The organism is Pseudomonas japonica, assembly GCF_013522925.1.
GTDB classification, from domain to species: Bacteria; Pseudomonadota; Gammaproteobacteria; order Pseudomonadales; family Pseudomonadaceae; genus Aquipseudomonas; species Aquipseudomonas japonica_A.
In genome coordinates, this window is sequence record NZ_JAAMQU010000025.1 from 1 (window position 1) to 26262 (window position 26262).

19 protein-coding genes and 2 pseudogenes are annotated in these 26262 nt (G+C 53.8%); 12 read left to right on the top strand and 9 right to left on the bottom strand.

From position 1 onward, the window contains the following. A partial coding sequence (locus G7016_RS24090) for a transposase (protein ID WP_181117920.1) occupies positions 1 to 104 on the bottom strand: 104 nt, incomplete at its 3' end. 82 nt (positions 105 to 186) lie between these two features. Here G7016_RS24090 and G7016_RS25730 point away from each other — a divergent pair. From G7016_RS25730 to G7016_RS24105, 5 genes and pseudogenes are all read left to right on the top strand, one after another. Then, on the top strand, positions 187 to 321 hold the full coding sequence (locus G7016_RS25730) for a type II toxin-antitoxin system PrlF family antitoxin (protein WP_219856358.1): 135 nt from the start codon (positions 187 to 189) through the stop codon (positions 319 to 321). A gap of 394 nt (positions 322 to 715) precedes the next feature. Beyond that, positions 716 to 1108: pseudogene (locus G7016_RS24950) on the top strand (MarR family winged helix-turn-helix transcriptional regulator); the annotation flags it as partial. Positions 1109 to 1224: 116 nt separating this feature from the next. Continuing rightward, positions 1225 to 1560: a DUF7693 family protein gene (locus G7016_RS24095; protein WP_181118308.1), complete on the top strand. Its 336-nt coding sequence runs from the start codon at positions 1225 to 1227 to the stop codon at positions 1558 to 1560. An 805-nt stretch (positions 1561 to 2365) separates the two neighbouring features. After that, the gene (locus tag G7016_RS24100) at positions 2366 to 3586 is read left to right on the top strand and encodes an RDD family protein (protein WP_181118309.1); all 1221 of its coding nucleotides are present in this window, start codon (positions 2366 to 2368) and stop codon (positions 3584 to 3586) included. A 298-nt stretch (positions 3587 to 3884) separates the two neighbouring features. After that, positions 3885 to 5093 carry an endonuclease domain-containing protein gene (locus G7016_RS24105; protein ID WP_181118310.1) on the top strand — a complete coding sequence of 403 codons (1209 nt, stop codon included), beginning with the start codon at positions 3885 to 3887 and terminating at the stop codon, positions 5091 to 5093. 59 nt (positions 5094 to 5152) lie between these two features. Here G7016_RS24105 and G7016_RS24110 read toward each other — a convergent pair. The 3 genes and pseudogenes from G7016_RS24110 to G7016_RS24120 form a co-directional block, all read right to left on the bottom strand. Then, positions 5153 to 5580 (bottom strand): annotated as a pseudogene (locus tag G7016_RS24110) (DDE-type integrase/transposase/recombinase); the annotation flags it as partial. Further along, a complete protein-coding gene (locus G7016_RS25430) occupies positions 5565 to 5726 on the bottom strand; it encodes a transposase (RefSeq protein WP_308812211.1) in 162 nt (53 codons plus the stop codon). The gene G7016_RS25430 and the pseudogene G7016_RS24110, both read right to left, overlap by 16 nt. A gap of 144 nt (positions 5727 to 5870) precedes the next feature. Then, positions 5871 to 8534, bottom strand: coding sequence for an ATP-binding domain-containing protein (locus G7016_RS24120; protein WP_181118312.1), 2664 nt, complete (start codon positions 8532 to 8534; stop codon positions 5871 to 5873). 172 nt (positions 8535 to 8706) lie between these two features. Here G7016_RS24120 and G7016_RS25845 point away from each other — a divergent pair, with 172 nt between their 5' ends. After that, positions 8707 to 8961 carry a DUF7693 family protein gene (locus G7016_RS25845; protein ID WP_445674605.1) on the top strand — a complete coding sequence of 85 codons (255 nt, stop codon included), beginning with the start codon at positions 8707 to 8709 and terminating at the stop codon, positions 8959 to 8961. Between the two features lie 570 nt (positions 8962 to 9531). Here the strand turns inward: G7016_RS25845 and G7016_RS24125 are convergent. Continuing rightward, entirely contained in the window at positions 9532 to 10335 is an 804-nt protein-coding gene (locus G7016_RS24125) for a hypothetical protein (RefSeq protein WP_181118313.1), read from the bottom strand. A gap of 547 nt (positions 10336 to 10882) precedes the next feature. Here G7016_RS24125 and G7016_RS24130 point away from each other — a divergent pair. Together G7016_RS24130 and G7016_RS25290 are read left to right on the top strand one after the other, a co-directional pair. After that, entirely contained in the window at positions 10883 to 11263 is a 381-nt protein-coding gene (locus G7016_RS24130; RefSeq protein WP_181118314.1) for a histone-like nucleoid-structuring protein, MvaT/MvaU family, read from the top strand. A gap of 942 nt (positions 11264 to 12205) precedes the next feature. Further along, entirely contained in the window at positions 12206 to 13477 is a 1272-nt protein-coding gene (locus tag G7016_RS25290) for a PD-(D/E)XK nuclease family protein (RefSeq protein WP_258195340.1), read from the top strand. 374 nt (positions 13478 to 13851) lie between these two features. Here G7016_RS25290 and G7016_RS24140 read toward each other — a convergent pair whose 3' ends face one another. Next, positions 13852 to 15090, bottom strand: a complete 1239-nt coding sequence (locus G7016_RS24140; protein WP_181118315.1) for a hypothetical protein — start codon at positions 15088 to 15090, stop codon at positions 13852 to 13854. A gap of 750 nt (positions 15091 to 15840) precedes the next feature. Here G7016_RS24140 and G7016_RS24145 point away from each other — a divergent pair. Beyond that, positions 15841 to 16323 carry a hypothetical protein gene (locus G7016_RS24145; RefSeq protein WP_181118316.1) on the top strand — a complete coding sequence of 161 codons (483 nt, stop codon included), beginning with the start codon at positions 15841 to 15843 and terminating at the stop codon, positions 16321 to 16323. A 706-nt stretch (positions 16324 to 17029) separates the two neighbouring features. Here the strand turns inward: G7016_RS24145 and G7016_RS24150 are convergent. The 3 genes from G7016_RS24150 to G7016_RS24160 form a co-directional block, all read right to left on the bottom strand. After that, positions 17030 to 17659 (bottom strand): hypothetical protein, encoded by a 630-nt coding sequence (locus tag G7016_RS24150; protein WP_181118317.1) that lies wholly within the window; start codon positions 17657 to 17659, stop codon positions 17030 to 17032. Between the two features lie 134 nt (positions 17660 to 17793). Continuing rightward, entirely contained in the window at positions 17794 to 19407 is a 1614-nt protein-coding gene (locus G7016_RS24155; RefSeq protein WP_181118318.1) for a hypothetical protein, read from the bottom strand. A 27-nt stretch (positions 19408 to 19434) separates the two neighbouring features. Beyond that, positions 19435 to 19596, bottom strand: coding sequence for a hypothetical protein (locus tag G7016_RS24160; RefSeq protein ID WP_181118319.1), 162 nt, complete (start codon positions 19594 to 19596; stop codon positions 19435 to 19437). A gap of 315 nt (positions 19597 to 19911) precedes the next feature. Between G7016_RS24160 and G7016_RS24165 the strand changes: the two genes are divergently transcribed. From G7016_RS24165 to G7016_RS24175, 3 genes are all read left to right on the top strand, one after another. Beyond that, positions 19912 to 21639, top strand: coding sequence for a class I SAM-dependent DNA methyltransferase (locus tag G7016_RS24165; protein WP_181118320.1), 1728 nt, complete (start codon positions 19912 to 19914; stop codon positions 21637 to 21639). Continuing rightward, a complete protein-coding gene (locus G7016_RS24170; protein WP_181118321.1) occupies positions 21629 to 22888 on the top strand; it encodes a restriction endonuclease subunit S in 1260 nt (419 codons plus the stop codon). Before G7016_RS24165 ends, G7016_RS24170 begins: the two co-directional genes overlap by 11 nt. A 206-nt stretch (positions 22889 to 23094) precedes the next feature. Next, positions 23095 to 26214 (top strand): type I restriction endonuclease subunit R, encoded by a 3120-nt coding sequence (locus G7016_RS24175; RefSeq protein ID WP_181118322.1) that lies wholly within the window; start codon positions 23095 to 23097, stop codon positions 26212 to 26214. Positions 26215 to 26262 lie beyond the last annotated feature (48 nt).

Consider the following 26262-nt stretch of genomic DNA (forward strand, 5'->3'; position numbering starts at 1 on the left):
CCAAGCGACTGCGCTGCATCAGTGTGGCTGTAGCCTTGGTCAAGCACCAGGCTAGCAGCTTCGCGCTTGAACTCGGGGGTGAAGGTACGTCGTTGTCTGCTCATCGAACACCTCTATGGGGCGATCATTTTCGCCTAAAAAGGTGTCCAGGGTTAGTAGACCACTACAGTGTCATGGATGCTCGATATGCTCGAGCGAGACATCGTCGGAAACCCCGAACGGCTTGAGCCTATAGATCCATCGCTGGTAAGCCAACTGGCTGAGCTGTGTAAGGGAGTAGAGCTTGATCTTGACGCTTCGCTATCGCCTGAAGACGAATAGGCCGCTGAGCTCGCAAGAGAATCTCGGTTAGCCGTTTGAAATGGCTGGTTTGGCGTGTCCCGAAGGGAACGGCTTTCGTGAACCATGCCCCGGCTGCGCCGGATCATGGCCCTACGGGCTTCCATCCTCACGCCTGCGCGCTCCGCTTGCCTAGCTGGCGCCTGGAATCGCCAGCTTGGCGACCATTTCGATCCCCAACAGCCTGCGTGGATTCGTAGTAGTCTTTGCTGATGGCTTGCACCCAGAGCATGACCTCATCAGGTGCAGATTTTATCAAATGGTTATTTGCCATTCTCTTCATAGCGTCCTCGGTGGGCGTGCTCCGTCGCTTGAGGAAGAATCTTTATGAGCCTGGATGGCAATTTGATGAATCGATATGGCGTGAGGATGGCTATTGCTAGATGAGCAGCTGTGCTTCGCTCTATACTCTACGTCCTTGCTAATGGCGAAAAGATATAAAGCGCATCTTGAAGCCATGGAACTTATGTACGCGCAGTATTTCGTCATGCTGGTGCTCTGGGAAAGGGACGGCTTGACTGTTGGAGATGTGAGCGCTGGGGTGCTTGCCGACTTAGGCTCGGTAACTCCCATATTACAACGGCTAGAACTTGAGGGAATAATTAGTCGTGTTCGTGATAAAAACCTCACTCAGTACGGCAAAGTGCTACGCGAAAAGGCAGCAAAAATTCCAGCCGCCATGCTATCTACCAGTGGGCTTAGTATTGAAGAATCGCGTGCTACGCTTGATGTTCTACTTTCCCTACGAAGCAATCTGCAAGAAAACCTAGACGGATGTGCCCGAGGGATAAGGGACAGGCTACGGTGCGGTCACGAGCCGTTAAGCCCTAATAACGTATGCCAATGGTCTAGAATGAAACCGCGCCGCTCACCTGTGGATGAGAGATGAAGGTCTATAGCGAACCCCCTCTTGAGCAGACTCTGAATGTGAGGGAGGTCTACCAGGTGCTCAAGGATGTCGCTCTCGGAACGCGCGCCATGACGCGAGTAGGCGGGCAGACTTGGGATGAGGTCTACGCCTGTCATTTCGAGATCGACGTAGAGGGCTGGCGACTCTCGATCTACAACGACTGCGACTCCCTGGACTACTGCCATTCATGCGTGGCGCCAGATGGACGCCGCTGGGATTTTGATAGCAGCCAGCGATTCGGTACCGATCCTGTCGAGCTTCTTTCTACCTGGGATCAGTCTACCTTGGAACTGATGCTCAAGGCTCTGTAGATAATTTTCAGTACAGAACCGATCTCGGAGCTCCCGAATACAGGCAAGGTGGGACAATACCTGACCGCCCCGAAGAGCTCCTGAGATGCCCAACTGATACACCCTCTAGCCTCATGTTCAAACCACTACGTCGTGGCTGCGGAGGCCGCTCGGGGGAAGGTGGTGTGCCGGCGTTACTGCGGGAAGGGCTCCAGCTCAATCCAGCGGGCAAACGGTGTTCTCAACGTACAGCGATAGTTACTGGCTGCGTGTTGACGATGCTGATCGCTGGGAGAATCCAAGGGTTGGTATGACACAAGCGATTTCTGTGATGCCATTTAAATCAGCAGCTATCCTGACGCGCGAAATTGCCACCTAGAAACCTGATAACATTGCCCACGTTCAGTCCGCCGACGAGCTTACAGAGGACTAGAGAAGTTGATGCTTGCAAGTCGTTGATAGAGATGGGCGGTACGTCCCCATCGATGGCAGCCATCTCTCGTCGCCGCGAAAATGGCAAAACATGGGTGCGAAAGGGCTTCGATCATGCAGTATTCCAGTTTGGTGACGGTGGACGTTTCGGTTGGCCCCAAGTAAGGTTTAGGGTAGAGGGAAGCGAGTGAAGGCGTCCTAGGCATCGTAAGTATCTAAACGGCAAATCGATCTGGTCAAAGGGGAAAGCGGTTCTTGAGGCTTCTTTGTGTGCAGTCTATACAACTCTCTACCTCGGCCATTGCGGCTCTTGACATAGCCAGCTTGTAATGGGCAACCACCGAGTGAATAGGGCGCCAAGGCGCTGATTCAAATCTAGCGAAAGGATGTTGCAATGTCAGAGTGGTGGTTCAGCAGCAATGGGAAAAAGGTAGGCCCAAAGAGCCTAGCCGAGATCAACAACCTGTATAGGCAACGAAAGATCGGCCCCGATACCTTGGTGTGGAAGCAAGGGATGGAGGCCTGGGCGCCTTTGAGTCATCAGGAACAATTTGAAAGCCTCAGGCAAAGCGAGCCGCCGCCAGCCCCAAACCCACCGCCGCTTCAGTTATTCGATTACCCATTGACGAAGGCGTGGCCAAGGTTCTTCGCTAGGTTGCTGGACACCTGGCTAGAGACGCTCATCCTCTCGTTCGTTGCAGGCATCATTCTTGGAGCGATGTCGACAGGATTTAACCGCTGGATTTCCATACCCGGCAGCGACGCCTTGCTCGCTATTATCCTGTTTCCAGGCGCTATGGTGTTTGACGCTGTGATCTATGCGGTCTGTGGAAACACGCTGGGTAAGGCTCTGCTAGGCATCCGGGTTGTCAGCCATACCCAAGAAAAGCTCACTTTCTCACAGTACCTTACGCGAGGTTTCCGACTCTGGTTCAGCGGAATGGGCTTGGGTATCCCCCTCGTCAACCTTCTGACCTGGGCAATGCAGTACCGGAAGGTGCGCGCAGGGCAGCCTGCAACCTACGATGAGAACAAAGATATATCGGTGAGGACAGTCAACCCTCATTGGCTGAAGCTGATCATCTTCATTCTTTGCTTCCTCTCGGTTATGGTCGTTCAATCAGCGCTTCGGGAAATGGACAGGGCAGACCAGCGGGCTCAGGCCAACCGGGAGTTCATGTCCATGCACGACGTCTGGGTCAATACCGCTACGCAGCGCTCGGCCTACATCAGAAATAAATGGGTCGCGAAGGATGTTCAGAGCTTCGACAAACCTGTATTTCAGTTTGACTCCACCGTCTTCTCTTCCGTAGCGGTACTGGCGATGAGTGAAGGTGAGGGCCTCGATCCCCAGGAGTACGCCGACGAATACAGGAGGATGAACAAATCTGTTATGACGCTGCCGACAGGGCAATTCAGGACTACCCCCAAAGGGATCAACGTCTGGACAGCTTCTGGTTCGCTCAAGACGGCACCTGGCAGTCGGCTCGAGATTGAGGTGCGTCAGATTGGGAATAAGTTCATGAGGCTCTCGACCATCGAGTTGAGCCCAACGGAGCATTCGCGCCAAAGCGTCGAGGAACTGAAGAAGGCCTTGTGGAGCACCGTGGAGTAGTGAGGGGGCTTGGGCGGCCTTCAGTGCCGGTAAGTGATCCGCTGACCGAAGCCTTGTCAGGGGTGGCCCTTCGAGGTCACCTACGAGATGCCAGACTTTCCGCTTAAGACACCAGGTAAAGCGCAAGAAATCTTCGAACCTCTGCTTTGCTGGCCGCAGCACTTCAGCTAGAACAGGATTGATGAAGGTACTGTATGCTTGCTCAGGCGCAAGCTGCTAGGATTGCCATCATTCGCTTGTACATCTGGAAAAGCTTGGGACAGGCACATTGGAATGGCTATTCACAAGGAGGTGATGAATGACTATAAAGATTCGAAGGCCGTCAGCAACGCAGATAGGCATTCTAGTTGTTCTGGCTGTGATAGCGATTGTGTTCCCTCTTGCATGGGCTGGAATTTGCCTCTATGCAAGGTTTCTTTTCGATGAACTATCAAGGCCAGAAATAAAACCTCAAGAAAGGACAAGTAATCCTTTCCAGCGGGAGGTAATGCCACGGACATGGCATGATGCTACAGCTGCTGACACCAATTGGCTGGAGTTATGGTACGAAGGCTGCGAATCTCCGGCAGAATCTGCATTTCTTGGGGCTATGGTAAAGGAATTTAACCTACTCCCCAGCAAGGGTAAACTCATTGGCTCTCAGTTTACAATGACTATGCAAGTGGAATTTCAGCGCTATAGATTCGACTTTGTTATAAACGACGCTTTCATTGTTGAAATTGATGGGGTAACTTATCACTCGTCGATTGAGGCCGTGGAACGCGACCGCATCCGCGACGCATTCTCGATAAAACATGGTTTCAAAGTGCTTCGTATTCCTGCAAGCGTCGTTTACAAAACCCCAGTTGAAGCCATCCGCCGCGTCAAGGAGTTTGCTCTCAAACCCGCACCCGCGTTGCCCTACTCAACCCCACAGCCTCCCCCATTGCCAGCGGCTGCCTCCCGAAAAAAACCTGTATCGCGTTACCTGAACGGCCTGCAGCAAGGGATGTTGGCCATTGCGCAAGGAGCCACTGAGCTGCAGCAGTATGTAGAAGAGGCAAAGCTGAACCAGACTGCCATGTCGGATTTCAGATCAGCTGTCTCGCTTGAGCGGAAATTCATGGACTATATAGTGACTAAGGCAGAGTTCAAGATAGAGGAACAAAACTACACGCTCCAGGAAAGAGAATTTCGGGAAAAGTTACGGGCTCGGTTGGAAGAAGGTAAGGAGGTCAAAAAGCTTTCGGATATATATGCCTGGCAGCTTGTAGTAATACCCGATCCTGTATCCAATGCAAAGGTTCAGAAGCAGATTGAGGAAGAGTGTTCTGTTTCTTTGAGCGAACGCAAGCAGCGCTTATCCGAAGTAAAAGCAAGGTGTGTAAGCGATGCCATATTCGGGAAGGTATTTCTCGAGTTGATGGAAGAGTCTAAATTTCCATACATGTATATGATACACCCGGTTAAACGCTGCCCGCGAATTTCTTCATTCTCTGAAATCTTAAAAGCGGACGAGCAAAAATAGGGTAAAGTAAAGCGTGCGGATGCATGAATCGCCCATGGTTTCATACGCACACCCCAAGCTCAGGAATAGCGTTTCTCATAATCTACTCGAGACAACTGAATGGCACTACTGTGTCTGCTTTTAGGGTTATAGAAAGTCTCGATGTAATCGAAATATAACTTCGGACTTCGTCACGTGTTGCATAGATCTTTCGTCGGATTCGCTTTCGCTTTAAAAGCGGGAAAAAGCTCTCAGCTACGGGATTATCATGGCAGTTTCCTCGCCGGCTCATGCTGCTGATCACATTGTTGGCCTTCAAAAAGCTTTGCCAATCGGAGCTGCTGAACTGACTGCCTTGATCTGAGGGAATTATCACTTACTACTGTGGCTTGCGACCCCACACGGCCATCAACATCGCATCGATAGCTAGGTCGCTGCACATGCTGGGCTTCATTGACCAACCAATCCCTTGGCGGGGGAACAGATCCAGCACTACTGCCAGGTACACGCGTAGAGGCTGTGAACAGACATGCCCAGGCACTGGGCAACATCGGCGACAGGTCTGCCTTTTTCGGTCATTTGTTTGACCGCTTCGATCTTGAATGCTTTGGGGTAACGCTGACAACTCATCGCACCTCCTATTTTGGGCCTCATTATGAGGCTTGGGGCGTCTACGAAACCAGGCGCGGTTCAGTATCGACCTTATAGATAATCAGCGGCTTAGAGACGTCTGCGATGGTTAACCACCACCGTGCACCATAAGCGGAGTAGGGCTCCGCTGCCGAGCTCAACGAACATTCACCACCAGTGTGTGGCTACCAATGGACGAATATTTTCTAGGCTTGACGGCAGCTTCTCATGGCATACCATGCCTAGGTATGTGGCCGCCCGGGTAGCCCCGACATACAGGAAGCGTTCGAACAACGCAGGATTGGCCTCAGCGAGGTCATCGATCCCAACGAAGAACACCGCTTCGAATTCAAGTCCCTTGATGTGCTGCACGTCGAAAACCCGGATGTCAGACTGATTGCCCAAGGACTGACCATCAGCGCAAGGAGTGGCTCGCAGGCTGATTCCTTCAAGTTTCTTCGTAAGCGCATCTGCCATTGGCCTGACGTGATCCTCTGAGGTGACCAGTACCGCAATTGTCGGGATATCCTCTGCTTTGGAACGCATCCGTGCATCGATCTCGATAATGCGTTCCGCGACCCAGGTGGACGCAGCGTCGTCACCCAAGTGCTCACCTAGCACTGGCGGCACGCCTTCGTGTGTGGAGTGCTCAGGCAGAGTGCCGACAGCCTCAGCGTCTCCCCGCATGAGGTCAAGAAGCTTGATGGCAAAACTGTTCAGCAGCCGACTTTGACGGTAGACAGTATTGATTCGCCGATGCTTGAGGCGCGGTGAAATCCACTCAAGCTGATCAAGACGCTTCAGGCCATGTCCGGTGATTCGCTGATTGAAGTCGCCACAAGCGAAGAACGATTCGGTCGAGGGGTCAGTAAGGCTTTCCATACAGGCAAGCTGAAGGGTAGAAAAGTCTGTTGCTTCGTCAACCAGCACTTGGTGGAGAAACTGGTCGGATATCTTGGCCAGCTCTGTGAAGCGTGAGTCATCGAGATGACGTTTTACGAACTCCTGTCGGATGAGTTCCCGTGCTGAGCGCAGCATCAGAAGGAGGATGGCGTCCAGCTCGGTTTCGTCGATGTGAGCCGGGGTGTCAGGCTTCTTGTAGTCGTAGAGCTCAAGTGCCAGGCACTCACGGCGGAACGCCCGATAGCTCGTGGGGACATCCAGAACGTAACGTTTCCAAGCATTCCTAAAGCGACGTAGGGCATTCTGAAAGCACATCTCACGACCCAGCGTCTTCAACCATTCTGCCGGCGGAACCCTATCTCCCAGCCAGTCACGAATCCGGGCAGCCCGACTCGACTTCCCAAGGCTGCCGTTGCGGTACTGGGTACGCGCGTGGCTTTGCAAAAACTGCTGATATGCCTGAAATGCCCTTCGCTCAGCAGTGTGGCTAGGGGTGCTGATGCCATCCGCGCCGGTGTCGTCGTCGAATTCTTCACCATCATCAATTTCATCCTCGCTTTGCCCCAAGCTTTCAAGGAATGTAGCGAGTTCAATAAAAACGGAGTTATTCCTGTTGTGGAGAAGACTGCCTTGCTGCTGGATAAGCTTGTCTGTGGTTGCTCTGCTAGCTTTGAGCAAAGGCTCGACCCGAGCCTCTAATCTGTTCCAGATCGCGTAGGCACTGAGCAACCCCTCAGGACTCAGATCGTCTATCGTGACGAGCAACTCTTTCACGACCGGATCTGAGAGGGTCGGCGCGGAATCTTTCAGCAGGGCAGCCCCCTCTCTGAGTGAGGCGAGGAGACGGCTTTGGTGATATGCCTTGAAGTCGGTAAACCATTGCCGAGGATCATCACTGGCCGCAAAGCTGGAATAGCGGCGATCCTCCTTGAGGATACAGCTACCGCTATTGCCCGTTTTAAGAATTCCAAATGTCGACCTGGCCAGGTCGTGCCGACGCTTGCTCCAAGTTTTGATGTTATCGTCTGAAGCGGCGACATGCTCCCGATTAAATGCGTCCTTGACGTAGTGTTTCAACAGGTCAGAAGGCGTGAACATCATCCAGCGTTGGCGGTTGGTTGGGGAGCCAAGAAGCCGTTGTTCATCTGGGTTCAATGCCTGCCAATCCAGTTTCTGGCCAAGGCGTTTGATCAGCGTTGTGGTTTTGCCGGTGCCTGGAGGCCCGAGGATGATCAACTGGTGATCGATCGACAACCGAAAGATTTCGTCCTGAATCTTGTCGAGAATTGCCTGATCTCGCAAAGCCATGGCTTTGCGTATTTCATGGACTACACCTTCCCTAACTTTCTCTGCCTCAGATCCGCCGTCCAGCATCGCGAAGAACGCATTGTCGTCAACGGGCTGAACGAGATTTCGAAGCGAGGGGATAGTTTGTGGTGTTGCACGCCGGCGGCGCCAAATGCTATCGATGGCATCCCAAAGGTCGTCACTCTTTTGAGGCTTCATTTCAAGCTTGTCGAGAATACGATAACCTTTCTGCTTCCCAGCAATCTCAAGCTCGACACTCTCGCCAGCGCCGAAGACGGCTAGACGGCCGAGAGGTGTGCGGTAGCCCGCCAGCTTCTTACCCTTAACGCTAATGCTGGTCGTGCGGCAGATATAGTAGGTTTCGACCGCCCCCTCGTCTGTCTCGACAACCACGCGTGAGATCGCAGGTTCGCGAACGAGATTCAGCAGCGATTGGGTGATGGTGTCAGCAATAGAGGCGATTTTGGCCACTGCCGCAGTGTTGGTGAACGTGTTGATCACTGCTAGGGCGTCGGACGCTTCACCACTGCGTACCGCTAGAAGCCGCGCTGCACCATCCTCAATCTTGTGAAAGGTTTCCAGTGCGTCAGTCGCAACGTCTTGGGCATCGCTGAAACTCATTGAAGCTCTCCTTGTTTCAAATGGTCATCGCCTGAGCTACCAAGCGTGTCAGAACTCCATGTCCTGTGTTCAGGATGGTGATGTTCCTTGGCTGACCCAGATCCTAAATCTTGGCGGCCAGAGTTGCCAATTGGCTGGAAGGGGACTCGGTTTGAGGGCATGATCTATCAGCTTGGGAGATCAAACAAGGTGCAAAGGCATCCAGGCCTGGGATGACGTCTACGCGTGTCAATTCTGCATCGAAGTGGATGGCCGGAGGCTCTTGATCTCCAACGACAGCGATTCCCTGGGCTACTGCCACTCATGCGTGGCGCCGGATGGACGCCGCTGGGATTTTGATAGCAGCCAGCGGTTCGGGACTGATCCTGTGGGGCTGATGTCGATCTGGGAGCACGCATCATTTGAGCGAGTCCTGAAAACGCTGTAGGACGGCAACTGCTGCCTCAGGCAAGCAAGAGACTGATACTTGGTTAGCTGCGGCCTCATGGCGCCCTTACGATCTTATTTGTTTGATGCTTTGTCAGCAGCGCGGGCCGCTCTTGCGGCGAAGCTATTAGAAGGAATAGCACCGTCATTGCTACGTGCGGTAGCGGAGTAGATCCTGGCCTTGGCGTCCTGAGACATAGGCTTGGATTGAGTGCCTGATGCTTTCTTGCTCATGTGGTTTACCTCGATAGTCAGATGAGACGCTTAGGCGTCGTGGCTGACTGTACGTAACCCCAAATTTTGGTCAGGGGGGCAAACTCGGAAAATTTACCGCGTTGGGCTAACCCTAGCGATGCGATCTGCTCTTGGCCTCAGCCAGGTTGTGAATCATGTGAGATGGAAGCTGGGGTTTTTGGGCGTGTCCCTAGGGGAACGGCTGCCATAAGCAGTAGCAATTTGTTTACTTTCAGAAATCGATAGTGATTAGTTGTGAGCAGCCGAGGCTCCTAGTGATCGGGATGTTGGTGCAAGCGCAGGCGTAAATCCTCCTTATCGAACAGCGCAGTGATCTCTACTTTGGCTTAGCAAGCGCCTCAGCTTCTCGGGCCGCCTTTTCCGCATCGTTTGCGGACATTCTAGCTTTTTCTGCAGCCTGTCGAGCAGCCGCGCTACCTGATTCGCCCATCGAAGACTGCTGCGCTTGTTCCGCAGCCTCCTGAGCAACGGCTGCGGCCTCGGCTGCCTTTGTTGCCTTGTCTTGAGCTTGCGTCGCGGCTTCTTGGGTACGAGCATTAGAAACTGGGTTCGGGTTGACTACCTGGGCGTTGCTGATGGCACGTAGAGCTGCGCTTTCGGCGTCGGCGGCGGCAACGCTACAGTTGAAGGCCATGGCTACCGCAACGATGGCACGCTGGTTATCGGTCTCAGCGAGGCTGTACTGCAAAATGCCTTCTTTGCCGGCGCTTGCAACGCTGGCGCGCCTGCGGACATAGACTGCGGAGGAAAATCCTTCCTCAAACCCTGTTTGCAACGCGCTAGTTGAACCAGAAAGACCGGCCCAAGCGTCTTTTGCGCCACCTCCCGCTAACGGCGCTGCGACAGCTCCGGATAAGGTGCCGAATGCGCCCATCAGAAATTTGCTATTCGTCGCATAAAAACCATGCTTTTCGTAATAGTTTTGTACTGCGCGACAAAAACCAACTGCGTCTGCAAAGGCCTGGGCCGCTTCTTTGGGTGTGCATGTGTCAGCACAAGGCCTTTTGTCCGCCCAAGGCCACGCAGCCGTTGGGCCAGTGCTGCATGCCCCTAGCGCTACCGCAACCGCTGACGCCAATAAAGTCTTGAGTGAGATCTCCATGCTTTTACCCTTATCCATGTGGGCAAGACATCATTGGTGATAGCTTACGGGACAGTAAAAGCAAGCAGATCGCAGAGCTGATAGGCAAGCGAACCGGTCTTCGGAAGGCAGCTCAGGCAGTCGACACTCTCTACGTGGGTCGTCGGCGCTCACCTGGCCGAGGACTCCCCCACTTCGGTGCGGGAGGGTTCTGTGACTCAATCCTCTATGACGCCAATGGCTATTGGGGATCTTCAGTGTGGCGTAACGCGGCTGCCAGCGTTACCCAGGGGGTCTCAATAGCGTCCAGACCTTTAGCACAGCCTGGCGCATGCTTGAAGGCGCGACGGGCATTTCGAAGCGACTGCGTAGCCGCACAAAATCTGCACCCTAGATACCCCTCATGTAGCTCCCATTGCCGACGCCATGCGGCTAGTAGTGGTGCACTCATCGTTTGCCGACCATATTCCTGAGAGTCGCATGCAAGGATACAGAAATGCACTGAAAATGTACTTTTAGTATCTGCAACCTTGAAGCTCTTTATACTGTCTATTCTCTTAACATCTATTACCCCAGGAGATTATCGATGTCCCGTCTTGCCGAATTCCGCGCGCTTGAGCAAAAACTGGCCGAACAGCTCGCTGAGCTGGAAACAATGAAAAACGACGAAGGCCTAAAGCGGGAGGTCGAATTCGAGGAAAAACTCCGTGGCTTGTTGGGTGAATACAATTTCAGCCTTAAGGACATCATTGCAATCCTTGATCCGCAGGGCGCCCAGCCTACCCAACGTTCCGGCCGTGGCGCGGCGCAAGCTCCGGAAAAAACCACCCGCCGGGCTCGCCAAGTAAAACGCTATAAGAATCCGAAAAGCGGCGAAGTTGTTGAAACCAAGGGCGGCAATCACAAGACTTTAAAAGCTTGGAAGGCAGAGCACGGCGCTGAGACCGTTGAGTCCTGGCTTGAGTGACCGGCAGGCTTGCCATCTGAGCAAGCAGAGAAAGAGGCTCGGCCAGCACTCCAATGTGGGGCTAGCCCTTGGAATCGTGTGGTTGAAATGCCTAGGTTCGGACGCTGGGTCGGATCAGGTAGCCAGACCAACCCAACCCAACCCAACCCAACCTAGTTTGGCGCTGGCATGAGATTCCGCCCAAACGAATGTGCCGGCCATGTAAGTAATGGCGTTAGCATGGCCATGGCCCTGATCCAGATGCCATTGCGTTTTAAAAGTGGATCAGCGCGGATTCAGCGGGTATTCAGTTTGGCATTGTCCGAATCCATATCTGGAACTTCCTAATCATAGGATGTTGTCACTGGCCGAGGACTGCCTTCCCCGGCAGCGTTGGCTTCAAAACCTTCTGCCACGCTCGCCTCCGGCGTGTTTATGGCGCGCATGTCGTGCAATCATGCCTACCTACGATCTAGGCATAGCGCACGGTCACATCGAGCACCTATGACTTGCCGGCTGATCACAAATAAAACTGCGGCTACAGATTTCTGCTCATTACGTAAGGCAGTCTGCGGCCGCCGAAATGGCCATCGGTGTCCCCCATCTGCGGGCCTTCTTCGGTTAAGGCTAGTTGGTGGAGTATACGATCAAAGGTGGCGAGCGAGTCCTTTGTGTCCAACAGGCCGGGTAAATGCTATCGTGACAAGCAGCTAGGGCCTCGGCGGGCTGATGGAAGATAGAGCGTATTACTTTTATACGTGCTTGGCGGACATGATCTACAGTCCTCTCAACCTTCTAGGAGTTCGTGGAGTGGAGCTGACCCAAAAGACTTATAGCCCTTCTAACTTGCACTTCTCCATCGCCTTGGCCCCGGCGAATTGGAAGGTCGCGAGGCAAGCACTGACAAGCCTTCGGAAAGACATATGATAGGAACAGGCAGCGGCTATTGCGGACGATAGACGCATGGATAGCTTTGAGTTACCGGCTCGTAATATGGATGAATTCGGCATGGCATTTCTTTCACAGCTTTATCGCTACCGCCAGCGCGAGCAGCGCAGTCCGCTGGAGGACTACCTCACCGAGGCCCTGGCAGAATGGCTACGTCAGGCCACACTGGTTGGAGAGCTACCGCGAATCGTCCGCGACGTGTTCAAGCTCGAAACTGTTGCTGGTGCGCCTGAGGAAGATCTGCGAGCCGTTAGGTGGGAAACCCAGCACGTCATCGGCCATGGCCATGAGAGCGCAACCAATAAGCGCCCCGATCTGGTCGGCCGTGGCCCGAACATTTTCGTAATTATCGAAAACAAGACATCGGCGCCGTTTACGACGCATCTGGACGATGATGGCGTGGAATACTCCGACCAGTTGACTCTTTATCAGCGCTACTTGGCGAAACGCCGCGAAGGGCTCAAAGGTATTGCCCTACTTACCCATATCACTCTACCTCCAGGCCATTGGAAAGGCTCAGTGTGTTTCTGGCGAGATATAGCCAATTACCTTTCTCAATTTCATAAGCCACAGCGCGGCAGCGCGCTGGCATTCATGGCCAATAACTTGCTCGCATTCATCAGGGATCAGAACATGAGTGGTACACGCGTAGATCTTGCGGATATCGTTGCCCAGCCAGCATATGACCGCTTGCAGGAGGGAATGAAGAATTTGGGTGCCATAGGGACAAAGGCGCTAAGCGAGTCACTTAGATCCGCAACAGTGGCGCCCGACCTCTTAAAGTTTAGGAAACCTAGCGGCGATCTTTCGCCCCCAAAATTCTTTGGTGGCGTGATGACACCTATAGGCGGAACGATAAACGAAAGCGCCATGGTTCTCTGGTGTGGGGTGATTGCGCGATCGGCCTTCGGCCTAGCTCCGATTCACACAGGTCTGCCTGAGCTGATCGTAGGATTAGGTATCTGGAAATACGAAGGGGATATTGAACCTGAACAGGAAGTCTTGCTTCGTAGGTTCGAGAATGAGCCCGTTGAGCAGCCTGGCTTGCCTGATTGGCATGTCACAATACATAAGCGTGATAACTATGGGCCATATGTTTTCATCAACTCAAGACTTAGCCTGATGGACGTTCATCAATTGGCACAAGGCCGTGATTGGGACGACATAGCTAGTGACTTCTTTCACCAGCGCACCGAGGCCATGTTGACAATACTCACCACACCATTAGCTGAGGGGGCTAGCACGATGGAGCAAGCGCTATATGCTATCACCGGAGAAGCGCTCTAAACGGAGCCCCATGCTCCTACCCGTATTTTTTCGGTGACCGTTTCACCTGCTTGCCGCTTGGGTACCGTCGCAATGGTACCCACGGACGGGCATCATAGGCGTAAATCAGCAGCCATCTGCGAGTTACGTTAGCGGGTATTAAGTGTTTGATCGCGACGCTAGCAGCGTTGCCCCTGATCTCAGGTAATTCCTGTCCAACCAAGGCATTATAGGTATGACATAACGGCTTCGGTGGTACTTAGAAATCCTGGCGATCAGGGCTTCAGAAGGTGTGCTGAACGAGCGCCGATTTAGGCCGTTCAGATTTACCCATCACGTTGGCTATTCGCAATGCGGTATCATCGACGCCATCCGGCTCTACCGAAGGGCTTCGCTCAACCGTGCGTAGGGACAATGCCTGCGTTAGTGACATTCCCTTCCGTGTCAATTGTTAGAGCCATTCGGACAGATTGGCCTGGTGTAGGTACCACTGCAAGCATTTGTTCAATGCGAGACATACGGTTTACTAGCGCTGAATTTATGCCCAAGCTGCGAGTATTCAGCCTTTCCGCCTCGGTAAGGATCAGGTCTCGCCGTTCCGCCAGCGTGCTTTCGCGGTTGAACCGGACGTCTTCTCCCAGGTAACTGACAACTTTCCCCTTCATAATGCTGTGCATCTGATTAGACAGCCGGCTCCATTCTTCTGAAGCTACCTTGGCAGGGCTAAAACGGTTACGTTGGGGGTCGATAAACGCTGTTAGGGTATTTACCGTGGATGCAAACTCGCTGTAAAAATCCTGCCGAATTAGCAGTATTTGCGCCCTTGAAATGATCCCTTTTAGCGCTTCGAATGTAGATCCGGTTCCGAATGTGTCTAGGTCTTGAATTGAAGCTAATTCTTTTACAAGATCGTCTAGATGGCGCAACGCTTTTCGCTGCCAAGAGCGGGACTCTCGAATGGTCGCCTCCAAGCTATTAGCCATTTCAGCTGACAGAGCGTTGGGGGTTCCTTGCTTTTGCACGAAAGCTGCAAGCTCACGTATGTAATCTATGGCTCCTTCGATCTCGGCGATGTCGTTCGATTCTAGACGGTTAGTGATACTATCAAACTTCAAGTTCAACGCACGTAGGCCATCAGCGATTTCTGCAAGATGTGCCTGTGCGACGGCAATGCTCACGAGCTGGAAGCCAGCGGATGCAAATTGTCTAATTTTTCCCCCTTCCATAAGTCTCGCCTTACCTACAATCTTCCCAGTCGCATTATCGATCGCGTCAGCGAGAACCTCGCCGTCCTTTGTCTTCATCAGGGTTAAGGTGCCCTTTTTGAGGCCTTCTTGAATCTCGGGTTTGAAAACAACCTCGAGCGTTCTACCTGGAACGAGCAATGAAGCTTTTCCGGTGTCAAGGGCAAGCTGCCGAAACTGGGAGATGGTCTCCGAGTTAGTGGGAATCGACAATGCGTTGGCCGGAAAAGCGCTTAGCCCAACAACCGCAAGGTGGCCGTTTTCGAATACTACATCTAGGCCCGTTGACGCCTTTTGAGGTATCTTGCGCCGGTTGAAGAATACAAGGATTGCCCCTAAGGCTACCGAAAGCCCTGCCACTTCGATCAACAATACACTGTCTACATGCATTCTAGAATTCTCTTGGGGTAGCTGGATAGTCTTGGTTCAATAATCTAGGGCTGCCTCAGCCGCAGATTTTGCGTGCGGCTGGGAGGGCATTTATCGGTTGCTTGCAGAGGATCTTAATCCGATCTGCCATTTAGATTGAAGCGATCTATTATCGCACCTCCGTTGCCGCTGTAGATCGAGCGCACCATGACCTGCCACGACCCAGACAACGCTAGCCCGGGATGGAACCAGGTACGCTAGGCTCAGGGGCTGGTTTGGTAGCTGCGTTCGCCATAGTCAAACTGCGCTGTCGCCAACCGGCTCGATACCTTCTGCTCAGAAACGCTGCCACGTCACTAATAGGTTCATGATCCTCGATGGCGGTAATTCGCTTGGTACGCTCGGATTCTCAGGTGGTCGGAGGAAATTAGCTATTCCACGTCCCCAGCAGCTGGTGCTTCTGCCTCTGCATGCTCAGGTTTCAGAGGTCGAACCTGTAGAAGGATGTCTGGGCCACCACGTCCTTGACCTCATCACGTGGCTCGGCGAGGCGCTGTTCGAAGTCGACCTCCCTCTTGCGACCCTCCTCACGTGAGGGCTTTGGCTGCCATTGACCGGGCTCACCTCGCCGCTATTACTCCATCGTCCCAAAATCAATCCGCCTCCAAGGTCGAGCTCAAGATAATCCAAGCGAAGCCGTTAACTTGTAGCCGATCAGACGGTTGGATCCGTTGATGGCAGCTTTATACCAGTTAAAGGGGATGTGGACTCATGGTTTGGCAGCTTTTCGCGATGCCGCTACTCAACGTTATCGAGGGTATAGTCGACGCCTGTAGAGACTCGGTTAAGCCGAGGATAGGCAGTGTGGTCTATTGCGACCTGGCTTTTGGCTATATGGAACACAGCGGAATCTATGTTGGGGATAACAGAATCGTCCACCTGACCGGGGACGGGATCATCGAATTCACCACGCCTAAAGGTTTCTTAGACGGCGGAACAGGCGTCAGCATCTACGTTTCAGCACTAGATGAGGGCGCCGTAGGCAGCCAGCAGGTCGCGGATCGAGCTCTTGCTATGGTAGGCAAGGGTCGTAGCTATAACTTTCTACTCGATAATTGCCACCAGTTTACCTCTGGCTGCTTGACAGGTAACTTCGAGAACTCGCGCAATTTCCTGCGGATGGTCAAGGACGATTCGCGGAGAGTTTTAGGCTCGAACACTTGGCGCCATTGGGACATCAATCCGTTTAAGTGAACTGGGGGAGTATCAGGGATTAGCATCTGCAAGCGTCGTGTGCACACATACACATACTGACAGCTTCAGGCTAGAGACCAATGACCCCACATTGGTCATGGTGCGTAACCAGCGTGCCGGCAAAATGGGCTCCTAGATCGCCGTGAGTGCGCCACTTGGGTATCGATTCCTTAGGAGCCAGACACCATGAATGTGGGCGGCCGTGGAGACGCCCCGAAACCTCAGCCGATAACACCTAGCTTTACTCGGTCACCTGATTTTGGAATGACGCCAGTCGGTGTTCAGGCAGTGCTGTATGCCCGTACTACCAGCCCCCTTTATCTCTCACGCGGCTGACCAAATCAGCATTGGCCTCGTGCTGGCCATACTGAAGGGCCACCTCAGGAGTTGCTCCTCACCGCGATCTATGGCATCGCGACTAGCTCGTGTCACGGCGACTGAGTCCGCGAATAATAGGCACCCTGGCAGGGTTAGCATGCATGTGATCGGCCTACCCTTCGTGTCCATTGACCTGGAAGCCCCTCTGGATTAGCTGAAAGCATCAACGCACCAAGGATTGCGATATGCACTCACGTGAAGAGGACTGGCTTAGCCCATCTCAGCTGTGGGCCACCACTCGTGGCTTCAGAGGCACCACGCCTCCGGGGCGTTGAAGGCCGCAGTCCAGGGCGATATTCCGAAACACCTACTGGCATCAATACCGGCCCTACGTCAGTTTCGACATATCAGGTGAAGGTGGTAGCGGGCGCCCCATGATGCTCGCATAGATTTGTCCCCGTTGTTCCTCTGTAATGAATCCTCTAACTGGTGAATAGCGACGAAGTTCGTTAGCGTGTTCGCCATGACTCATCACGATATTGAACATCTCCTGAAATCCGCCGTTGAGTAGTGCGCGCCATTCCTCGCTCTGCGGTGATTCACCGTTCACTATTGCGATTCTGTCCAGGTTGGCTACTGCGCGATGTCCCAATTCGGGACTCTTAGCGAGCTCGGCTAGGTTGGCCTTCTGGTACTCGTATGTCAGCAGGTATCGTTTCGCATGCCACAGCTGTGTAGCAGCCTCACGAAAGACATGAAATCTCGCGTCCTTACCACTGGGGTCAAGGGCGAGCATGGTCTTGATGAGCAGCTCAGTGGCCTTGCGCTCTCCAATCATCACATACAGGTCACCGCCAGCGCAGATGGCGATCCTGTCTTTTCTGACCACAACGTCAGGCACGCCGCCATAGGCGCCGGATTTGCCTTCAGTGATGGGTGCCAAGGCCGTCATAACCTCTGGGAAGCTGGTAATCTGGATCGCGGCATGAAAGAGCTTTTCAAAATCTGGCAGCAGCATCTGATAATCCCCTGCAGATGAAACGGCGCAACGTGCCCAGGATCAGCCGTGCGCAGCCTCGAGCAAGCAAGCATGTTAGGCGGCCTGCCAGTGGGGAGCTTCGCGACTGGGCTCGCGGAGGTCACCCGGCCAACTCATAAATCCACGTAATGCACCTTCGCGAGCCCAAGGATACCGTACGCGTTGCGGATATTTTCGTCCGTTGGCTCCTTGTCCCGTAACCAGCGCACAGGTAGCCCTAGGTAACATGCCCATTGCGCCCCTTGTTTGAAAGCTAGCCATTTTCTGGTCTTGGCCATGACCTCTAGATATTGATTTACTAACAGATACTGTTTGGAGCCGGCGGAGTACCGTGCGTCTTTAAACGCTTTCACATAGTGGGGAGCGGCACCTTTGTAGTCTGCTGCGCGGTAGAGCACTACCCCGCGTATCCAGTGAAGCATCCATGGGAGGCGTTCGGCGACGTTAGCCTTATGCATACGTTCGCTTAGCCGATCGACGTCGGCCAAGGTTGTCTTAGGATTGTCCTTCGTCTGCAAGGCTTTTTCCATGTATTCATCGAACTGTGCTGGCTTGTCATCGAGCTTCCACCGCGTAATCACATCAAGCAAGACCCTCGCTGCGTATGTGCCGTATTTACGGTCGAGATAGGCAACAACCCTTGGATCGATGCCTCCATCGGGCGCTATATGATCGTATAAGACCGCCTTGGCAGTATCCCGCTTAGCGTTGAAAAAGGCCCAGAAGTCGGGAGCCATAAGAGTATTGAGAGACACCTTGCGTTTCAGCTCCTCCTCGGCTGAGAACGCCTCGAGTCGGCCACCTTCCGTCCTGACCTTGGAAAATTCTTGCTCAAAATTCGATACGTACTCATTGAGCTCCTCACGTATCCAGGTTGCATAGAGTCGTATCTGGGACACGATATCTTGAAGATAGTCGGCCCCATAGGCGTCCTGGATGTCCAGCGCGATACACGTAGCGATTCTTGCAATTGTTGCGGTGGTAATGATCTGAGATTGCAGCTCGGTAGGCACTGGTTGACCCGCGTCGGCTTGAGCCTGGAAGGACTGCTTCAAATTTTTGACCAGCGTCGGCAATGCTGGTGGGCGTTTGCTACCTCGCCTCCAGCTCCTGGCAGCACGCTCGTTGCGTTGTAACTGACCGATTGGGTCTTCGATGCCGATGGGGTGATGAAACGTTGCGAGCGTTTGCCCGCAACAGGCATAGGCCCAATCAAGCACGCGGTCGAAAGGCATTTGGAAGCCTGTCTCTGAAAGCTCCGGTAGGTACCAAAACAAATCTGGAGGCTGTGGACGGTTTTCAAAATAGCCAAATCCTTTCAACCATGCCCACGCAACCGATCGCACCCCCACGTCTACAGCGTAGGTCGTGAGGTAATAGCGAGCCGTCTCCAGCTTCGTCATGTAGGTACCGTACAGCTTGATCATTTCGCTATAGGAGTCAAAAAGATCATTAAGTAAATCGTTAATTTGGCGCCCCCTTAATGGGCATTGAATGTAACGGGAGAGCGCTTTGGAATGTAGCCGAGTGATCTCCTCGAATACTTTTTGTAAATGGCACTCTTCCGCCGCAAGGCGCTCCATACTTTTCTGATAGGACTTGGCGTCTCCCTCATCGAATTCCGTGTCGTCTTCTCGATCGCGGGCCTTACGAGCCATCACGCCTGACGCGGTCACTATGTATCTCACCACCTCGCCAAGCGTGGGGGACGTGAATACTTTGTCCATGAATCGTTCCTCGAAGGCCCTCGATGCTTACTGCTGGTTGGGGTTGAGTTGCTTGCCACGATTCCCGTGTACGTGAGCATTGGTCGGATTGGTACCGCTCGTGCCACCGTTGTTATTCAGCGCATCGGCGCGATCATTCTGCCGCACACGGTCTTGAGTGGGACGGTTGGGGGATTGCTTCTGGCTCATTTGGATTCGCTCCTGAGGGTTGGAGCGCTCATGCTAAAAAAACCGGTTTTGCACCGCTACGTCGAAAATGGCGACACGTTTTTTAGGTAGCTAGAGAAGCCCTTCGCAGCCGGCATTTTTACCACCTGAGGAGGGCCTACAAGGTCTATTTCTCATCGGGTGTTTCGGGCAGCCGGAGCTACTGGCTTAGGGCGGAAAGTCGCTGGAAGGCCACTGACGGGATGTGTCAGCTTCGCTATCATGAGGCCATCTATTCCGTTTCTACGGAGCGGGTTAATGGGCGAATGTACGCCGCGTTCTTGATAGGATTTCTTGATGACGGATCAAAAAAAGGCTGGCCAGCTGTCGAGCCATGCCGAGAAAGCGCTTGCTGAGACTCGTGCGCGCCTCTGGGCGAGCGAGCCCGCTGAAGCAAAGCCGGAAGTGCCAGAAAAGAAACGGGGCCGCAAAGCCACCACTAGCGTTACCACCAGCACGCTACAAGACCTAGAAAAGACCCTGTGGGCCACCGCCGATAAGCTGCGGGCCAACATGGACGCCGCCGAGTACAAGCACATCGTCCTCGGCTTGATCTTCCTCAAGTACATCTCTGACAGCTTTGCCGGCCGCCGTGCCGAGCTGGAGCGCCGCTTTGCCGACGCCACAGATGATTACTACCTGGGCAGCGACGATCCCGAATACCTAGCAGGGGAACTGGAAGAGCGCGACTATTACAAAGAAGTTAACGTGTTCTGGGTACCGGAAGCGGCCCGCTGGGAATCGCTGCGCGCCGCCGCCAAGCAGGTCGACATCGGCAAGCGCATCGACGAGGCCCTGGCCGCCATCGAAGCGGAAAACTCTTCGCTGAAGAACATCCTCGACAAGCGCTATGCTCGCGCCCAGTTGCCGGATGGCAAGCTCGGCGAGTTGGTCGACCTGATCTCGACCATTGGGTTTGGTGGCGACGCCAACGTCGCCCGTGACTTGCTCGGCCAAGTGTACGAATACTTCCTCGGCCAGTTCGCCAGTGCCGAGGGTAAAAAAGGCGGACAGTTCTATACGCCGGCCAGCATCGTCAAAACCCTAGTCGCAGTGCTCAACCCACACCACGGCAAAGTCTACGATCCTTGCTGCGGTTCTGGCGGCATGTTTGTGCAGTCGGAAAAATTCATCGAAGCCCATGGCGGCAAACTTGGTGACGTCTCCATCTATGGTCAGGAATCCAACCCTACCACCTGGCGCCTGGCGGCTATGAACCTGGCCATCCGGGGCATTGATTTTAACTTGGGCAAGGAGCCGGCTGACAGCTTTCTGCGTAATCAGCATAGCGATTTACGAGCTGATTTTGTGCTGGCCAACCCTCCGTTCAATGTAAGTGACTGGTGGCACGGCAGCCTCGAAGGTGATCCGCGCTGGGTGTATGGCACGCCGCCGCATGGCAACGCTAACTATGCTTGGCTGCAACACATGCTGTTCCACCTCAAGTCCAGTGGTCGTGCCGGAATTGTCCTGGCGAACGGCTCAATGAGTTCCAGTCAGAACACTGAAGGGGACATCCGCAAGGCCATGGTCGAAGCGGATATCGTCGAAGTAATGGTCGCCTTGCCGGGTCAGCTATTTTTCAACACGCAGATTCCTGCCTGCCTGTGGTTTTTGGCCAAGCAGAAAGTTGCCCGTCCTCGCGAGGTGCTGTTTATAGACGCGCGCAAGCAGGGCACCAGCGTTAGCCGGGCACAGATCGAGCTGCTCGATAGCGAGATCGAACGTATTGCTCAGACTGTGGCAAATTGGCGCGGGGTACCGCTGGATGTCGGTGGCGAGATCGCCGAATACTCCGACATTCCAGGCTTCTGCCGCAGCGTGCCGCTCGCGGAAATCGCCGGACATGGCCACGTGTTGACCCCAGGCCGATATGTCGGAGCGGAGTCCTTCGAGGACAACGATGAAGCCTTCGCCGATAAGATGCAAAACCTCACGGCGCTGTTTGGTGAGCAGATGGCTAAAGGCTCAGAGCTCGATCAGTTGATCCGGCAGAAGCTCGGAGGGCTGGGTTATGAGTTCTGATTGGGTTTTTCATCGATTAGAAAGTGTTGTCAGCCTTAAAACAGGAAAGCTGGATTCAAATGCTGCCGAAAAGGGAGGGATCTATCCGTTCTTCACGTGCTCCCCTACGACATCAGAGATAAACACGTTTGCATTTGATACTGAGGCCGTGATTCTTGCTGGGAATAACGCAAGCGGCGTCTTCTCAACTAAGTATTACAGCGGAAAATTCAACGCCTATCAACGCACTTACGTTATCGAGCCGCTCGATCCAGAACTGGTCAGCTGTAAGTATATGTATTATGTGATTTCTGACTTGGTTGGGCATCTGAAGGAGCTTTCAGTAGGCACGGCGACAAAATTTCTGACCAAGACAATTCTTAACGAGCTTCCAATTCCTCTTCCGCCCAAAAGTAAGCAGGATGAAATCGCTGAACTCCTATCAGCCCTCGACGACCGCATCACCCAGCTACGCGAAACCAATACCACCTTGGAAGCCATCGCCCAAGCGCTGTTCAAATCCTGGTTTGTTGATTTTGATCCAGTGCGCGCCAAGGCTGAAGGCCTTAATCCGAAAGGCATGGATGCGGCTATTGCAGCGCTATTTCCGGAGAGTTTTGAAGAGTCAGAACTAGGGTTGATACCGAAGGGGTGGAGCGTTGCTTGTGTGGCTGACATTGCAGTTCAGAAAAAGGGTTCGGTGAACCCTCTGGTATCACCGAATAAATGGTTCGAGCACTACAGTTTGCCCGCCTTTGATAACGGTCAGTCCCCAGTGATTGAGCGCGGCGAGTTAATCAAGAGCAACAAGACACCTCTGCCAGAGGAAGTTGTACTGCTATCGAAATTAAACCCCCATATCCCGAGGGTCTGGCTGCCAGTTAAGCATGGACAAAATGCGGTTTGCTCAACTGAATTCCTCGCCTATTCACCCAAGGCTAGCTGCAGTAAAGAGCTGATTTACTGCTTTTTTAGCTCGGGTGAGTTTCAGCAGCAATTGTGTCAATTGGTTACGGGAACATCCAATAGCCACCAGCGAGTCAAGCCCGATCAAGTATTAAAGCTTCGCTTGGCAATTGCAGATGATTCCTTGTCTATTGCCTTTGCAGATATTGCATCTCCCATTTTTGAGCGGGTCTATGCAAACCGTCTGAAAGCCGAAACCCTCTCCCAGCTCCGTGACACCCTACTCCCGCGCCTGATTTCCGGCCAGCTGTGCCTGCCCGAAGCAGATGTTGCCATCGAAGATATGTTGCCGGAGGCGGTCTGACGTGGCTCTAAATCTGCGCTATGTGTCATCGAGCGCTTGCAGAGCCTGCGCGATAGCCCAATACGCGCCTCCGGGTCGACAAACCCATCGGCGTCTCCGAATACTAGGTGTTGCTCGACTTGGCCGATACCTTGCGCTCAATCCGCCGAACATTGCCGAGCTCGAGGCGGAGCTGGCGGAGAACTTGACACAGGAAGTGAAGCAGAATGACCGAAGACCAATTGGAACAGGAAACCCTCGGCTGGCTGGCAGAGGTTGGCTACAACCTATACGGCCCAACTATCGCCTATGACGGCGAGAGCCCAGAACGTGATCACTACCGTCAGGTAGTGTTGATCGAGCGGATGCGCAGCGCTATGGCCAAGCTCAATCCGAAGGTGCCAGTGACCGCGCGCGAGGATGCGCTCAAGCAGGTACTCGAACTTGGCCTACCTGTTCAGCTATCGGCCAATCGCCTGTTCCATCGCCTGTTGGTCAGTGGTGTCCCCGTGCAGTACCAGAAAGACGGTGAAACGCGTGGTGATTTTGTCCGCCTGATTGACTGGGTCGAGGTAAAGGCCAACGATTGGCTGGCCATCAATCAGTTCAGCATTCAGGGGCCAAAGCATACGCGGCGTCCGGACATCATCCTCTTCGTCAACGGCCTGCCGTTGGTGCTGCTGGAGCTGAAGAATCCAGCGGATATTAAGGCTGACCTGGGCAAAGCCTTCGACCAGATCCAGACCTACAAGGAGCAGATACCGGATCTGTTTCAATACAACGAGATCCTGGTGATCGCGGATGGCAGTGAAGCGCGCATGGGCTCGTTGTCGGCTGATGCCGAACGCTTCATGAATTGGCGCACCATTGATGGCCAGGATCTCGACCCGCTGGGTCAGTTCAACGAACTAGAGACTCTGGTGCGTGGTGCCTTAGCTCCGAACATGCTACTCGATTACCTGCGCTACTTCGTGCTATTCGAGGATGACGGTCGCCTGGTGAAGAAGATTGCCGGCTATCACCAGTTTCACGCCGTGCGCGCAGCCATCCAGCAGGTGGTCAGCGCATCGCGTCCCGGCGGCACGCATAAAGGTGGGGTGGTCTGGCATACCCAAGGCTCTGGCAAGAGCATTACCATGACCTGTTTTGCCGCCCGGGTCATGCAAGAAGCGGCAATGGAAAACCCGACCATTGTGGTTATCACTGACCGCAACGACCTGGATGGTCAGTTGTTCGGTGTGTTCTCGCTGTCCCAGGATCTGCTGCGTGAACAACCCGTTCAGGTGGAATCACGCGGTGATTTACGCAGCAAACTGGCCAATCGGCCCAGTGGCGGCATCGTCTTCGCCACCATCCAGAAATTCATGCCTGGTGTGGATGAAGACACTTTTCCAGTGCTGTCCGACCGCTCAAACATCGTGGTCATTGCCGACGAAGCGCACCGCACCCAGTATGGCTTTGGCGCCGAATTGAAGGCCTCCGAGGGCGCCCAGTCCGGCGAGAGCCAAACCCGTTACCAAGTGGGCTATGCCCAGCATCTGCGCGATGCTCTACCGAACGCCACCTTTGTGGCGTTTACCGGCACCCCGGTGTCTAGCGAAGACCGTGATACCCGTTCGGTGTTCGGTGAATACATTCATGTCTATGACATGCAGCAGGCGACTGAAGATGGCGCGACCGTCGCCATTTATTATGAGTCGCGCTTGGCCAAACTGTCGTTGAAGGACAATGAGCTTCCCGCGATAGACGATCAGGTCGATGAACTGGCCGAAGACGAGGAGGACGACCAGCAGTCTCGAATAAAAAGTCGATGGGCCGCCTTGGAAAAAGTGGTCGGTGCAGAGCCACGTGTTCATAGTGTCGCCGCTGACCTGGTGAAACATTTTGAAGAGCGTAACCAGGGCATGGTGAGCGTGGGCCAGATGCCCGGCAAAGCCATGGTTGTGGCCATGAGCCGAGAGATCTGTGTTCACCTTTACAATGAGATTGTCGCCCTACGACCAGAATGGCACGACGATGATCCCGAGAAAGGCGCAATCAAAGTCATCATGACCGGCAGCGCCTCAGATAAGGCCTTGCTGCGTCCTCACATCTATTCCGGGCAGGTCAAGAAGCGTCTGGAAAAGCGCTTCAAAGATCCGCTCGATCCGCTCAAGCTGGTGATCGTTCGTGACATGTGGCTGACCGGGTTCGATGCTCCCTGTGTACACACCCTATACGTGGACAAGCCCATGAAGGGGCATAACCTGATGCAGGCCATTGCTCGGGTCAACCGCGTATTCAAGGACAAGCAGGGCGGCCTGGTGGTGGACTACATCGGCATAGCCAATGAGCTAAAAGCCGCGCTCAAGGAATACACCGGCAGCAAGGGCAAAGGCCGACCCACCGTAGACGCTCATGAGGCCTATTCGGTACTGGAGGAAAAACTCGACGTCCTGCGCAGCCTGTTGCATGGCTTCGACTGCAGCGATTTCCTCACCGGCGGACACAAGTTGCTAGCCGGGGCTGCCAACCATATCTTGGGCTTGGAAGATGGCAAGAAGCGTTTTGCTGATAACGCGCTGGCCATGAGCAAGGCATTCACCCTGTGCTGTACGCTGGATGAAGCCAAGGCCGTTCGCGAGGAGGTGGCGTTTTTCCAGGCCATCAAGGTGATCCTGATCAAGCGTGAAGTCAGTCAGCAGAAAAAGACCGACGAAGAGCGCGAGTTGGCCATCCGCCAGATCATTGGTAACGCCGTGGTCTCCGGCGAGGTGGTGGACATCTTTGAAGCAGTAGGCCTGGACAAGCCCAACATTGGCCTGCTCGACGACGCGTTTCTCGCTGAGGTACGCAACCTGCCCGAGAAGAACTTGGCGGTCGAGTTGCTGGAGCGTTTGCTCGAAGGTGAGATCAAAAGCCGGTATAGCTCCAACCTTGCGCAGGAAAAGAAGTTTTCCGAGCTACTTGCCAACGTTATTAAACGCTATCAGAACCGCTCCATCGAAACGGCTCAAGTCATCGAAGAGTTGATCGAGATGGCGAAGAAGTTCGCAGCCGCCAGCAAGCGGGGTGATGCGTTGGGACTCAACGATGACGAGCTTGCGTTCTACGATGCATTGGCCAATAACGAAGCTTCTGTACGCGAGCTGGGCGATGAGATCCTGGCCAAAATTGCCCATGAGCTGACTGCCAGCTTAAGGGCTAACGTCAGTGTCGACTGGAGTAGCCGGGAAAGCGTGCGGGCCAAGCTCCGAATATTGGTGCGTCGGATCCTGCGCAAGTATAAATATCCCCCAGATCAGGCCGAAGAAGCCGCACAGCTAGTGCTTAACCAGGCAGAGACGCTTTGTGAGACGTGGCTATAAATGATGGCGGTAGGTAGCACGTTAGCCAAGGTGATCAACAGCCCAAGG

Bases quoted from the DNA above. Each gene is read 5' to 3' on its own strand.
- G7016_RS25430 (WP_308812211.1), bottom strand. From the start codon at position 5,726: ATGAGGCCCAAAATAGGAGGTGCGATGAGTTGTCAGCGTTACCCCAAA.
- G7016_RS24130 (WP_181118314.1), top strand. From the start codon at position 10,883: ATGTCCCGTCTTGCCGAATTCCGCGCGCTTGAGCAAAAACTGGCCGAA.
- G7016_RS24100 (WP_181118309.1), top strand. From the start codon at position 2,366: ATGTCAGAGTGGTGGTTCAGCAGCAATGGGAAAAAGGTAGGCCCAAAG.
- G7016_RS24175 (WP_181118322.1), top strand. From the start codon at position 23,095: ATGACCGAAGACCAATTGGAACAGGAAACCCTCGGCTGGCTGGCAGAG.
- G7016_RS24160 (WP_181118319.1), bottom strand. From the start codon at position 19,596: ATGAGCCAGAAGCAATCCCCCAACCGTCCCACTCAAGACCGTGTGCGG.
- G7016_RS24150 (WP_181118317.1), bottom strand. From the start codon at position 17,659: ATGCTGCTGCCAGATTTTGAAAAGCTCTTTCATGCCGCGATCCAGATT.
- G7016_RS24125 (WP_181118313.1), bottom strand. From the start codon at position 10,335: ATGGATAAGGGTAAAAGCATGGAGATCTCACTCAAGACTTTATTGGCG.
- G7016_RS24120 (WP_181118312.1), bottom strand. From the start codon at position 8,534: ATGAGTTTCAGCGATGCCCAAGACGTTGCGACTGACGCACTGGAAACC.
- G7016_RS24105 (WP_181118310.1), top strand. From the start codon at position 3,885: ATGACTATAAAGATTCGAAGGCCGTCAGCAACGCAGATAGGCATTCTA.
- G7016_RS24165 (WP_181118320.1), top strand. From the start codon at position 19,912: ATGACGGATCAAAAAAAGGCTGGCCAGCTGTCGAGCCATGCCGAGAAA.
- G7016_RS24095 (WP_181118308.1), top strand. From the start codon at position 1,225: ATGAAGGTCTATAGCGAACCCCCTCTTGAGCAGACTCTGAATGTGAGG.
- G7016_RS24155 (WP_181118318.1), bottom strand. From the start codon at position 19,407: ATGGACAAAGTATTCACGTCCCCCACGCTTGGCGAGGTGGTGAGATAC.
- G7016_RS25290 (WP_258195340.1), top strand. From the start codon at position 12,206: ATGGATAGCTTTGAGTTACCGGCTCGTAATATGGATGAATTCGGCATG.
- G7016_RS24140 (WP_181118315.1), bottom strand. From the start codon at position 15,090: ATGCATGTAGACAGTGTATTGTTGATCGAAGTGGCAGGGCTTTCGGTA.
- G7016_RS24170 (WP_181118321.1), top strand. From the start codon at position 21,629: ATGAGTTCTGATTGGGTTTTTCATCGATTAGAAAGTGTTGTCAGCCTT.
- G7016_RS25730 (WP_219856358.1), top strand. From the start codon at position 187: ATGCTCGAGCGAGACATCGTCGGAAACCCCGAACGGCTTGAGCCTATA.
- G7016_RS24145 (WP_181118316.1), top strand. From the start codon at position 15,841: ATGGTTTGGCAGCTTTTCGCGATGCCGCTACTCAACGTTATCGAGGGT.